The following is a 12,260-nucleotide window of genomic DNA, read 5'->3' on the forward strand; positions in this document are numbered from 1 at the left end:
GGGGCGGCCCGTCACCGCTCGCCGCGGGGCCCCCGCAGGGCGCGCAGGGCGTTGAGGATGGCCAGGAGGTCCACGACCTCCTGGCTGAGGGCCCCGAAGATCGCCGGGATCGCCCCGGTGGCGGCCACGAGCATGAGCACCACGGACAGGGCGATGCCCAGCCAGATGCTCTGCAGGGCCACCTGCACGGTGCGCCGGCCGATCCGCACCGCCGTCGCGGTCCGGGCGAGGTCCTCGGTGAGGACCACCACGTCGGCGGACTCGCTGGCGGCGGTCGCGCCCCGGGCGCCCATCGCGACGCCGACGTCGGCGGCGGCCAGGACGGGGGCGTCGTTGACGCCGTCGCCGACCATGAGCACCGGCCGGTGCGGGGCGTCCCGCACGGTCCGGACCTTGTCCTCGGGCAGGCACTCGGGCAGCACCCGGGTGATGCCCAGCGCCGCGGCGACGTGCTCCACGGTGGCGCGGGCGTCCCCGCTGAGCACGAGGATCTCCTGCACTCCCAGCGCGGTCAGCTCGGCCATGGTGGCCGCGGCGTCCTCGCGCACCTGGTCGCTCATCACCAGGGTGCCGGCGAAGCGCCCGTCCACGGCCACGTAGACGGCCAGCTCGCCCGGACCGAGCTCCTGCTCGACCACGTCCGGGGCGGTGCGCGCCACGTGGGCGCGCTTGCCGACCACCACACGGCGCCCGGCCACGGTGGCGGTGACCCCGTGCGTGGCCTCCTCGTGCGCGTCCTCGGCCGGGGCCGGCTCCAGCCCCCGGTCGAGCGCCGCGTCCCGCACGGAGGCGGAGAGCACGTGCGAGGAGTACTGCTCGGCGGACGCCGCCAGGCGCAGCAGCTCGTCCTCCCGGAACGGGGGGCGGGCGTGCACGGCCAGCAGCTCGGGGCGGCCGTAGGTGATCGTCCCGGTCTTGTCGAAGGCGGCGGTGCGCACGGCGGCCAGCCGCTCGAGGGTCCCGGCGTTCTTGATGATCACGCCGTTGCGCGCCGCCCGGCTCATCCCGCCCAGGAACGCCACGGGGGCGGCGATCAGCAGCGGGCACGGGGTGGCCACCACGAGCACCTCGGCGAACACCACCGGATCCCCGTGGTACCACCACGCCAGCCCGGCCACGAGGAACGCGAACGCGGTGAAGGGCACGGCGTAGCGGTCGGCCAGGCGCACCACCGGCGCGCGGGACTCGGCGGCCTCGCGCACCATCGCCACGATCTGGGAGTACTGGCTGTCCGCCGCGGTCGCGGTGGCCCGCAGCACCACGGCCTGCTGCTCGTTGAGGACGCCGGAGAGCACCGGCTCCCCGGCGCGGCGGGTCACGGGCAGGCTCTCCCCGGTGACGGAGGACTCGTCGAACTCGGCCTCCCCGCCGACCAGCAGGCCGTCCACGGGGACGACCTCGGCGGGGCGGACCAGCAGCTCGTCCCCCGGCCGGACCTCCTCGACCGGGACGTCCTGGACGGACCCGTCCGGGTGCCGCCGGTGGGCCAGCACGGGGGCCCGCTCGAGCAGCGCGTTGAGCTCCTTGCGGGCCCGGTTCGCGGCGTAGTCCTCGAGGGCCTGGCCGCCGGTGAGCATGAGGACCACCACGAGGGACGCCAGGTACTCGCCGACCGCCACGGTGGAGCTGATCGCAGTGACGGCCAGCAGATCGACGCCCCAGTGCCCGGCGATGATGTCCTGGACCATGCCCCACGCCACCCGGACGGCCACGGCGAGCGCCCACCCGGAGCCCAGCCACCGCGCCGGAACCTCCTGCCCGGCGACCAGCAGCCCCACGACCACGGCGCCCACGGCCAGGGTCACGGCCACGAGCGGATAGCGACGCGGGAACTCGAGCAGCCGTCCCGCGCGGCCGGGGTCGACGTCCAGGTCCGGGCGCGCGCCCACGGAGAGGCTCATGCGTCCGTCGTGCTCCCGGGGCCGGCCGCGAGGCGCTGCTCGGTCTCGGCGATCCGCCGTGCGGTGCGCAGGAAGCTGTCCGGGTTCAGGGAGATCGAGTCGATCCCCTCCCGCACCAGGAACTCGGCGAAGTCGGGGTGGTTGCTCGGACCCTGGCCGCAGATGCCGATCGGGATGCCCGCGGCGTGCGCCTTGCGGATCGCCTCGCTGATCATCCGGGTCACGGCCTCGTCCCGCTCGTCGAACAGCGCGCGCAGGGCCTCCGCGTCCCGGTCCACGCCCAGGACGAGCTGCGTGAGGTCGTTGGAGCCGATGGAGAAGCCGTCGAACCGCGTGGCGAACTGCTCGGCGAGGACCACGTTCGAGGGGATCTCGCACATCATGTACACCTTCAGGCCGTGCCGTCCGCGCTCGAGCCCGTGCTCGGCCATCGTGGCCAGGACCCGGTCCGCCTCCGCCACGGTGCGGCAGAACGGGACCATGACCACCACGTTGTCGAAGCCGATGCGCTCGCGGACCCGCCGCAGCGCCCGGCACTCGAGGGCGAAGCCCTCGCGGTACCGGGGGTCGTAGTAGCGGGAGGCACCCCGGAACCCGAGCATCGGGTTCTCCTCGGGCTCCTCGAAGGCCGCCCCGCCCACGAGGTGCGCGTACTCGTTGGTCTTGAAGTCGCTGAGCCGCACGACCACCGGCCGGGGGTGGTACGGGGCGGCGAGCTTGGCGATGCCCAGCGCCAGCGTCTGCACGAAGTACTCCGGCCCGTCCGCGAAACCCGCCGTCAGCTGCGCGATCCGCCGGCGGTCCGCCTCGTCCCGGACCCGCTCCGGGTGCACGAGGGCCATGGGGTGGACCTCGACGATGGTGTTGACGACGAACTCCATCCGGGCCAGCCCCACCCCGTCGGCGGGCAGCCGCCACCAGCGGAAGGCCGCGGCGGGGCTCGCCACGTTGACCATGATCGCGGTGCGCGCCTCCGGCAGCTCCCCGAGGTCGACCTCCTCCACGTCGAACGCGAGGGCGCCCTCGTAGACCGTGCCCCGGTCGCCCTCCGCGCAGGAGACCGTCAGCTCCTGTCCCTCGGGGATGGTCCGGGACGCGTCCCCGGTCCCGACGACGGCGGGCAGGCCCAGCTCCCGGCTGACGATCGCCGCGTGGCTGGTGGCTCCGCCGTGGTCGGTGACGATCGCGGCGGCACGCTTCATGACGGGGACCCAGTCGGGGTCCGTCATCTCGGTGACGAGCACCGAGCCGTCCCGGAAGGACTCGATGTCCGCCGCGGTGCGCACCACGCAGGCCGGTCCGGCCGCCACGGCGTCCCCGACCGCGGCGCCCACGGCGAGCAGGCGTCCCTTCTCCCGGAGGTGGTGCACGGTGAAGCGGGTCCCGCTGCGGCCGGCCTGGACGGTCTCCGGCCGGGCCTGCAGCAGGAACAGCTCACCCGTCAGCCCGTCCTTCGCCCACTCCAGGTCCATGGGACGGCCGTAGTGGTCCTCGACGAGCACGGCCCAGCGGCCGAGCTGCAGGACGTCGGCGTCGTCGAGCACCCACGCTCCCCGCTCCGCGGGGGAGGTCTGCACGAGCCGGGTGGCGGCGGCGCCGGCAGGGGCGTCGTCGTCGTGGACGAGCTTGTGCAGCTTGGCCCCCCGGGTCCGCTCCACGATCGGGGCCTCCGCCACGTCGAGGAGCGGCTTGAAGACGAGGTACTTGTCCGGGTCCACGGTGCCCTGTACGACCGTCTCGCCCAGGCCCCACGTCGCGCTGATCACGGCCACGCGCGGGAAGCCGCTCTCGGTGTCGATCGAGAACATCACCCCGGAGCAGCCGAGGTCCGCCCGGACCATCTCCTGCACGCCGACGGACAGGGCGACCGCGAGGTGCTCGAACCGCTTGAGCTCCCGGTAGGTGATGGCCCGGTCCGTGAACAGGGACGCGTAGCACCTCCGGCACGCCTCCAGCAGCTCGTCCTCGCCGACCACGTTGAGGAAGGTCTCCTGCTGGCCCGCGAAGCTCGCGTCCGGGAGGTCCTCCGCGGTCGCGCTGCTGCGCACGGCCACGGACAGCTCGGCGCGGCCGGTCCGCTCGGCGAGCTCCCGGTAGAACTGCCGGATCTGCCGCGCCGTCTCCTCGGGGAACTCACCGCGCAGGAACAGCTCGCGCACGGCGGCTCCCGTCTCCCGCAGCGTCGCGCGGCCCCTGCGGTGGTCCTCGAGCCGGTCCCGCAGGGCGGGCCCGATCCCGTTGGCCTCCACGAAGGACCGGTAGGCGTCCGCGCTGGTCGCGAAGCCGCCCGGCACGCGCACGCCCCGGGACGCCAGCTCCCGGACCATCTCCCCGAGGGAGGCGTTCTTGCCGCCCACGCGGGGGACGTCCGCGATCCCGAGGTCCTCGAACCAGTGGACCTCGGGGGCGGCCACGTCAGCTCCTCCGGGCCAGCAGAGCCTCGCAGGCCTCGACGCACCGTTCGCACGCCTCGGCCACGAGGGCACAGTGCTCGTAGACCTCGGCGTGCCTGCGGCAGGCGTCCCGGCACACCCGGGCCGCGGCCCGGCACGCCTGGAGCAGCGGCACCAGCACGGCCCGGCCGTCCCCGGGCTCCGGGAAGCCGAGCCGGGCCAGCACCTGGGCGGTGGCCGCGCAGACCACCCCGCAGTCCTGCTCGGCGCGCAGGCACTCGCGCAGCTCCGCGACGGCCTCCTCCTCCACACAGGCGTCGGCGCCGATCCGGCAGACCTGGGCGGTCTCGAGGCAGGCCTCGATGCACCGGGCCTCGGCCGCCCGCTCCTCGCGCGCGAGCTCCGGGGCGGCGGGGTGCGCCATCAGGGCGCGGCTGATCGTGCTCACGGGGTGTCCTCCATCGGATCGGACCGGGCCGGGTCAGCCCGCGAGGCGGGGCCTCGGGGCGGCCCCGGGACGTGCCGCCCGGCGGACCGGCTCGGGCGTCCCCGGCCGGTGCCGGGCGTCCGCCCACCGGGCGAGCGTGGTGACGGTGCCGTGGCCGGGGAGCTCGTCGGGGAGCACGAAGTCGACGGCGGCGGTGCCGCGCACGGCGTCCTCGTGGTCCGCGGCCCAGCGCAGCAGGTCCACGGCCGCCGGTTCGACGTGGTGGGCGGTGGTGAGGTCCACGACCACCGCGATGCCCGGCACCAGGGTGCGCGCCCGGCGGACCAGCGGGCACAGGGCCCGGTGGTTGAGCTCGGTGACGCATCCGCTGACCACGAGCCGGACGTGCCGGCCGTCGAGGTCGACCTGGACGAGGACGGACGGTTTGTGGTGCATGGTTTCTCCCCTGCAGCTCGTGGTGCGCGGCCGGCTGCTCGGCCCTCCTGCACTCCACGCTAGGGGAAAGGAGACGCAGGTCACGAAGAATGGTGGCGCCTGATCCGCACATTTCGTCTACCGACGAGTAGCGGGCCTGCCGCGGCGCTCAGCCCAGGGGGGAGGGGAGCCTCGTGGTGTCGGGGGCCAGCGGGTCACCGGAGACGGTCCCCCGCGCCCGGGCCAGAGCGGCCATCAGGTGGTAGACCACGAGCGTGGCCGCCGTGCCGAGGGCGATGCCTGCGAACTGCAGCCCGGAGGCCTCCCACGTGTAGTCGGCGACCCCGATGATCATGGCCACCGCGGCGGTGGTGAGGTTGACCGGGTTCGAGAAGTCCACGCGGTTCTGCACCCAGATCCGCACGCCGAGCATGCCGATCATCCCGTACAGCACCGTGGCCGCCCCGCCCAGGACCCCCGCGGGGACGGTGGCCACGGCGGCGCCGAAGACCGGGAAGACGCTCAGCAGGACAGCCACGCCCGCCGCGACCCAGTAGGCCGCCGTCGAGTAGACGCGCGTGGCCGCCATGACGCCGATGTTCTCCGCGTAGGTCGTGGTGCCCGAGCCGCCGCCGGAGCCCGCGATCACGGTGGCGAGGCCGTCGGACATGATGGCGCGTCCGATGTACGGGTCGAGGTCGTCGCCGGTCATGAGGGCCACGGACTTCACGTGCCCGATGTTCTCGGCGACCAGCACGAGGATGACGGGGACGAACAGGCCCATCAGCGGCAGGTGGAACTCGGGGGTCTGGAACGGCGGCAGCCCGAAGAGGCCCTGCTGCTGCCACGCGGCGGCGACCGTGGAGAAGTCCACCTCGCCCCGGACCACCGCCGTCAGGTAGCCGATCAGCACGCCCAGCAGGATCGACAGCCGCCCGGGCAGGCCGCGGAGGAGCACCGAGATGAGGATGATGGAGGACAGCGTCACCAGGGCGGTGACAGGGGCCTCCATGAAGTTGTCCTTCGCGGACGGCGCCAGGTTGAAGCCGATGAGCGCCACGATGGTGCCCGTGACCAGCGGCGGCATGAGCTTCTGCAGCCACGCCGTGCCCGCGTACTGCACCACCAGGCCGATGAGGAACAGCGCCGCGCCCGCCATGAGGACCCCGCCCAGCGCGCCGCCGGGGCCGTACTGGTTCATCGAGGCGGTGATGGGGGCGATGAAGGCGAAGGACGAGCCGAGGTAGGACGGCACCCGGCCGGCGGTGACCACCAGGAAGAGGATGGTGCCCACGCCGGAGAAGAACAGCGTGGTGGAGGGCGGGAAGCCCGTGATCAGCGGCACCAGGAACGTGGCGCCGAACATGGCGACCACGTGCTGGGCCCCGATGGTGGCCGTGCGGGGCCAGGTGAGCCGCTCCCGCGGCCTGACCACCTCGCCGGCGGTGACGGTGCGACCGTCGCCGTGGAGGCGCCAGCCCAGGCCGAGGCGGGTGGCGATGGTGCGTCCGGGCACGGGGGAACTCATGCGGGTCTCCTCGACGGCGGGGTGGGAGCCCGGATCCGGGCCTCCACCACTGTACTCGGTGCTCCTGCCGGGAGAGGTGCCCGGAGAGACGCCGGACAGGGGCCCGGGGCGGCGCCCGGACGGTGTCGGACAGCGTCCATATGATCAGCACGGTGATGGAAACTATGATGGTGGGCGATCAGCCGCGCCACCGGGACAGGAGTCGAGACATGCGTCAGCCACAGCCACGAGGGCCCCTCGGCGAGGACCTCCTCGCGGTGCTCCGGGAGGAGCCCGGCACCCCCGGGGCCGAGGTCCGGGCTCGGGCGCTGCCCGCGGCCGCCCGCGCCGCGGTGTCCCGCGCGGAGGACGTGCTCGCCGACGACGACGTCCAGCTCGGCCTCTTCGTCCTGCACGCCCTGCACTACCAGGGCGTCGAGGGCGTGGACGACCGGTGGGAGAGCGATCCCGAGCTGCTGCGCACGCGAGAGGTCCTCTCCGGCGCCCTCGAGGCGCAGCTGCGCGCGGAGCTGCCCGCCGACACCGTGCCCGGCACGCCGCAGTCGGTCGCCGACGCCCTGTTCGCCATGGCCGCCGACGACGACGGGCCCAGCCTCGCGCGCCACCTCTCCGGCCGGGCGGACGCCGGGCAGGCGCGGGAGTTCCTGCAGCTGAAGTCCGTCTACCAGCTCATGGAGGGCGATCCGCACACCTGGGGCATCCCGCGGCTGAGCGGCCGGGCGAAGGCCGGCCTGATCGAGATCCAGGTCGACGAGTACGGCGGCGGCAACGCCGCGCGCATGCACTCGGCCCTCTTCGCGGCCGGGATGCGGGAGGCCGGCCTCGACGACTCCTACGGCAGCGCCGTGGACCGGGTGCCCGCCGAGTGGCTGGCCGGCGTCAACACCGTCACGATGTTCGGTCTGCACCGCCGGCTGCGCGGCGCGGTGGTGGGGCATCTGGCGATGTACGAGATGACGTCCTCCGTGCCCTCCAAGTTCCTGGCGCGCGGCTTCCACCGCCTGGGGCTGCCCGCCGCGGCCGCGTTCTACGAGGAGCACGTCGAGGCCGACGCCGCCCACGAGCAGATCGCCGCCCGGGACATGGCGGGGGGCCTCGTGGTCGAGGATCCCGCCGTCGCGGCGGACGTCTTCTTCGGCGCGCGCTGCGTCCTGCACCTGGACGCGCTCGCCGCCCGCCAGGCGCTCGGCCGGTGGGAGGCGGGGGAGTCCGCGCTGCGCCCGGCCACGGCGGAGCGCTCCCGGCACGGCGCCGCGGAGCTCGTCCGGTGAGCGCGCAGCACCGCTCCGAGGACCCCGCGCCGGGCACGGCCTCCGAGTCCGCGCCGGACCCCGGTCCGGCCGCGGCACCCGGGCCGGGGCCGTCCGCGGGGGCCGGCACCGGTGCGCCCGTGACGATCACCGTGTGCCCCGACGGCCCGCTGCTGGTCCGCGGGGGCTACGAGCTGGTGGACGGCGAGGACCGGCCCATCGACCCCGGCCGCGCCACCGTGGCGCTGTGCCGCTGCGGGGCGTCGTCGATCAAGCCGTTCTGCGACGGCTCGCACAAGCGGGCCCGGTTCCGCGCCCGCTGAGGCTCAGCGGCGCGGGCCCGGCTCGCGCAGCAGCCACTGCGCGAGCTGGTCCAGCGCCATGCCCAGCAGGCCGATGACCAGGATCACCACGAGCATCTCGTCGTAGGCCAGCCGGTCGCGGGCGTTGAGGATCTCGTAGCCCAGGCCGCTGCTGACCCCGAGCATCTCGGCCGGGACGAGGACCACCCACGAGATCCCCAGCGCCAGCCGCACCCCGGTCATGACGAACGGCCGGATGCTCGGCAGCACCACCGTGCGCAGCCGCTCGGCCGGGGTGGCGCCGAGGGTCTCGGCGACCCGCAGGTGCAGCGGGTCCAGGGCCTTGACGCCCGCGGCCGTGTTCATGGTGATCGGCCACACCGCGGCGGCGGCCACCAGGAAGACGACCGGGGCGTTGCCCACGCCCAGCAGCGCCACGGCCACCGGCGCCCAGGACAGCGGGGAGACCATGCGCAGGAACTGCACCACCGGCGCGCTGGTCCACCGGAAGCGGCGGTAGGAGCCGATGAGCAGCCCGAGCGGCACGCCCAGGCCCGTGGCGACGGCCAGTCCGCACAGCAGGCGCCACAGGCTCGTCAGGCCGTCCTGGACCACCACGCCCCGCTCGGCCAGCGAGGCCACGGCGCCGGGCATGCGCTCGGGCTGGAAGGAGGCGATCATGGTGTTCGCCCCGGCGGCGGCGTGGGTGAACGCCCACCACACGGCGACCGTGACCAGCACCCCGAAGACCCCCCAGGCCGGTCCGGCCCAGCGGGACCCGGCGCGCCGGACCGGCCGATCCGGAGCGGACCCCGCCGGGCCGGGGCGGCTCGGGCCGGGGCGGGCGACGTCGTCGAGGTCGGTGGGGGTCCCCGGGGCGTCGTGGGCGGCGTGGTGCGGGGCGGGGTGCGGCGCGCTCATGCGCTGATCTCCTCGGTCCGGGTGGTTCCGGTCAGGCCGAAGGCGGCGAGGCCGCCGGCCTTCTCGATGCTGCGGGTCACGAGCGTGTCGTCGACGAGCTCGCGGTGGACGAGTGCCGGGTCCAGGCCGTCGAGGAACCCCGCCGGGGCGTCGACGACGGTCTCCTGCATGGCGCGCACCAGCTCCTCGGTGAAGCTCGCGTACGGGTACGGGCGGAAGTCCAGCCGCTCCCCGTGCCAGTCCGGGTGCTGCAGGGCGTCCCCGTGCGCGGCGGCGGAGTAGGTCAGGGCCCGCTCGATCACGGGCCGGGGCTGGGGGAGGTAGTCGGCGGCCAGCAGCGCGGCGGTCTCGGGGCGGTTCTGCCGGGCCCACGCCTGGGCCCGGACGAGGGCGTCCATGAAGCCGGCGGCGTGCTCGGGGCGGTGGCGGAGGAGCTCGCCGCGCATCATGGTCACGCAGCACGCGTGGTCGCGCCACACGTCGCCCAGGAACCGGTGGATGTGCCCCACCGCACGCGCCTCGGCGGCGGCGTTGAACGGGTCGGCCACCACGTAGCCGCCGATCACCCCGTTGTTCAGCGCGGGGAGCATGTCCGAGGGCGCCATGGGCAGCAGGGCCACCGTGCGCCCCGCCCGGGACGGGCTCTCGCGCATCACCGGGGTCAGCCCCGCGGCGCGCAGCAGCTGCTGGAGCACCACGTTGTGCACGGACCACCACGCCGGGATCGCCACGGACTCCCCGGCCAGGTCGGCGATCTCGGCCACGTCCGGGCGGACGGTGAGCGCCGAGCCGTTGGTGTGGTTCCACGCGGTGATGCGCACGTCGGCCCGCAGTCCGTAGCGCATGTACAGGGCCATGGGCATCAGCAGGTGGATCGCGTCCACCTTGCCCGCCACGAACGCCTCGGACAGCGAGGACCAGCTGCGGAAGAGCACGGGGTCGGCCACCGGCACCGCGGCGTCGTCGTAGTACCCGTTGGCGTGGGCGACCAGCAGGGGGGCCGCGTCCGTGATCGGGAGGTACCCGATCCGCACGGGGCGCTCCGGGTCCGTCGCGCCGCGGGCGTCCTGCTGGCTGCCCGCGTAGAGGGAGCCCGCGCCCCAGCCCAGCCCGGTGAGGGCCGCGGCCCCCGCCCCGGCCCGCAGCAGCACCCGGCGGCTCGGTCCGCGGGCGCTCATATGACCCAGTTCCCGGAGCCGTCGTCGCTCCCGCGGTAGTGGGCGAGGATCTGCTCGGCGGTCGTGCCGTCCTGCGCCGGGACCCACTGCTGCCGGAACCCGCGCGGGCCGGCGAAGAAGCCGATCCGGTCGCCGAGGGTGATGGCCTCGTCGACGTCGTGGGTCACGAGGAAGACGGTGAGCTCGAGCTCGGTCGCGAGCCCGCGCAGCCACAGCTGCAGGTCCTTGCGGGTCGCCGGGTCCAGGGCGCTGAAGGGCTCGTCGAGCAGCAGCACGTCGGGGCGCACCGCGAGCGCGCGGCCCACCGACACGCGCTGGGCCTGACCGCCGGAGAGCTCCTGCACGGGGGTGTGCGCGAGCGGGGCCAGGCCGAGGATCCCGAGCAGGTCGTCCACCCGGGAGTCCTCGAAGCGGTCGCGGTTGCGCCGGTACCGGCCGCCGAGGGCGATGTTCTGGCGCACCGACAGCCACGGGAACAGCCCGGGGTCCTGGAAGACGACGGCGAAGCGCTCGTCGGGGCTGCCGAACTCGATGCTGCCGCCGTCCAGGGGCTCGAGGCCGGCGATCGCCCGCAGCAGCGTGGACTTCCCGGACCCGCTGGGGCCCAGCACGGCGAAGGTCTCGCCGCTGCGCAGGGTCAGGTCCACCCCGTCGAGGGCGGGGGCGGAGGCCCCCGGGTAGCTCTTGCGCAGCCCGCGCACGGTGAGCGCAGGGGCGGCCCGGCTCAGGCGAGGTTCTGCAGCACCCACCGCAGGTGTCCTTCCGTGGGGGACTGGACGGGCAGGAACGCGGCCTCGCGGACCCGGCGGGCGGTGGGCGAGGACATGGCGTAGCCCCGCCCGCCCACGACCTTCGCCTCGATCCCGGTCGCCCGGCCCGTGAGCAGCGCGGCGTCCAGCCGCAGGGAGAACAGCTCCCGGGGGGCGGCCTCCCGCGGCGCCTCCGCCAGGCGCAGCAGGTCCGCGCGCAGGCTCCGGAACTCGGCGGTCGACTCCTCCAGCTCCGTGCGGAACACCTCGGCGACGCCCTGCAGGGCCTCGTGCGCGGCGGTCAGCGCGGCGGCCGAGAGGCCGAGGCAGAACGCGGTCTGCAGGAGCAGGAAGGGGCCGCGGACCGCGGCCAGGAAGGCCGGGACGTCCTCGCTCAGCAGATCCTCGGCGGGGTCGACGGCCACGTTCTCCAGGACGAGCACGCCGGAGGCCGTCGCGTTGAGCGCCATGAGGTTCTCGAGCAGCCGCACCGTCACGCCGGGCGCCGAGACCCGGGTCCGGACCACCACGCGGGTGCCGTCCTCCCGGACGGCGGGCAGCACCACGACGCCCTCGGGATAGAGGTTGGAGGCCCACGGGACGGTGCCGTCGAGGACCGGTCCCGACGCGCCGGCGGTCAGTGTCACGGGGATCTCGCCGATGCCGGCCGCGTCCTTGAAGGCCGGGGCCATGGCGGAGCAGCCCGGCACGGCCCCGGAGCGGACGTCCGCCGGGATCTCCGTCCCGGTGGCGGCCAGGTACTCGACGGTCGCCCGGTGGGCCCACAGGGAGAACGCCGTGGCGGTGCACTCGGTGGCGAGGTCGAACACGACGGCGGCCTGCGGGGCCAGCGACCCGGTCAGGCCGAGGTCGAGCAGTCCCCGAGCGCCCAGCTCGCGCAGCGTCTGCAGCGGGGAGGCGGCGGCCGCGTCGACGTCGCGGGCCCGGGCCGCGGCGGTGCGGCGGACGAGGTCGTGCTCCGGGTACTCCGCCAGCGGCGCGAGCAGCGGCAGGCTCCCGGGATCCGGTGCGCCGGTGGAGGACGGGGTGCGCGTGGACTGGGTCATGGTGGTCCGTTCTGCCGGGGAGGGCGGGGCCGGGTCCGCGCGGCGGACGGGGCCGCGCCGGGTGAGGGCCACGGCACGGCGCCGGTCGCGGAGAAGCCGGTGGAGACGG

At 75.0% G+C, this 12,260-nt stretch carries 11 protein-coding genes; 2 read left to right on the plus strand and 9 right to left on the minus strand.

The annotated features are described in order from the left end of the window. Positions 1-11: 11 nt before the first annotated feature. The 5 genes from ACFU0Y_RS01510 to ACFU0Y_RS01530 all read right to left on the minus strand — a co-directional run bounded on the left by ACFU0Y_RS01510 (position 12) and on the right by ACFU0Y_RS01530 (position 6,684). Positions 12-1,901, minus strand: a complete 1,890-nt coding sequence (locus tag ACFU0Y_RS01510; protein ID WP_380212673.1) for a heavy metal translocating P-type ATPase — start codon at positions 1,899-1,901, stop codon at positions 12-14. Then, positions 1,898-4,315: a phosphoenolpyruvate synthase gene (gene ppsA, locus ACFU0Y_RS01515; protein ID WP_380212674.1), complete on the minus strand. Its 2,418-nt coding sequence runs from the start codon at positions 4,313-4,315 to the stop codon at positions 1,898-1,900. Before ppsA ends, ACFU0Y_RS01510 begins: the two co-directional genes overlap by 4 nt. A gap of 1 nt (position 4,316) precedes the next feature. Beyond that, on the minus strand, positions 4,317-4,742 hold the full coding sequence (locus ACFU0Y_RS01520; RefSeq protein ID WP_380212675.1) for a four-helix bundle copper-binding protein: 426 nt from the start codon (positions 4,740-4,742) through the stop codon (positions 4,317-4,319). A gap of 33 nt (positions 4,743-4,775) precedes the next feature. Further along, positions 4,776-5,177 carry a hypothetical protein gene (locus ACFU0Y_RS01525; RefSeq protein ID WP_380212676.1) on the minus strand — a complete coding sequence of 134 codons (402 nt, stop codon included), beginning with the start codon at positions 5,175-5,177 and terminating at the stop codon, positions 4,776-4,778. Between the two features lie 148 nt (positions 5,178-5,325). Beyond that, entirely contained in the window at positions 5,326-6,684 is a 1,359-nt protein-coding gene (locus tag ACFU0Y_RS01530) for a uracil-xanthine permease family protein (protein WP_380212677.1), read from the minus strand. 209 nt (positions 6,685-6,893) lie between these two features. Here ACFU0Y_RS01530 and ACFU0Y_RS01535 point away from each other — a divergent pair, with 209 nt between their 5' ends. Together ACFU0Y_RS01535 and ACFU0Y_RS01540 are read left to right on the plus strand one after the other, a co-directional pair. Continuing rightward, a complete protein-coding gene (locus ACFU0Y_RS01535) occupies positions 6,894-7,955 on the plus strand; it encodes an iron-containing redox enzyme family protein (RefSeq protein ID WP_380212678.1) in 1,062 nt (353 codons plus the stop codon). Then, positions 7,952-8,257 (plus strand): CDGSH iron-sulfur domain-containing protein, encoded by a 306-nt coding sequence (locus ACFU0Y_RS01540; RefSeq protein WP_380212679.1) that lies wholly within the window; start codon positions 7,952-7,954, stop codon positions 8,255-8,257. The genes ACFU0Y_RS01535 and ACFU0Y_RS01540 overlap by 4 nt, the downstream gene beginning before the upstream one ends. A 3-nt stretch (positions 8,258-8,260) precedes the next feature. Here the strand turns inward: ACFU0Y_RS01540 and ACFU0Y_RS01545 are convergent, their stop codons facing one another. The 4 genes from ACFU0Y_RS01545 to ACFU0Y_RS01560 all read right to left on the minus strand — a co-directional run. Further along, entirely contained in the window at positions 8,261-9,157 is an 897-nt protein-coding gene (locus ACFU0Y_RS01545; RefSeq protein ID WP_380212680.1) for an ABC transporter permease, read from the minus strand. Beyond that, positions 9,154-10,335 carry an ABC transporter substrate-binding protein gene (locus tag ACFU0Y_RS01550; RefSeq protein WP_380212681.1) on the minus strand — a complete coding sequence of 394 codons (1,182 nt, stop codon included), beginning with the start codon at positions 10,333-10,335 and terminating at the stop codon, positions 9,154-9,156. The genes ACFU0Y_RS01545 and ACFU0Y_RS01550 overlap by 4 nt, the downstream gene beginning before the upstream one ends. Next, complete coding sequence (locus tag ACFU0Y_RS01555) at positions 10,332-11,084, minus strand: ABC transporter ATP-binding protein (RefSeq protein WP_380212682.1); 753 nt, start codon at positions 11,082-11,084, stop codon at positions 10,332-10,334. The genes ACFU0Y_RS01550 and ACFU0Y_RS01555 overlap by 4 nt, the downstream gene beginning before the upstream one ends. Continuing rightward, on the minus strand, positions 11,060-12,260 hold a 1,201-nt coding region (locus ACFU0Y_RS01560; RefSeq protein ID WP_380212683.1), incomplete at its 5' end, for a hypothetical protein. The genes ACFU0Y_RS01555 and ACFU0Y_RS01560, both read right to left, overlap by 25 nt.

The organism is Kocuria sp. NPDC057446 (assembly GCF_042802875.1).
GTDB lineage: Bacteria > Actinomycetota > Actinomycetes > Actinomycetales > Micrococcaceae > Kocuria.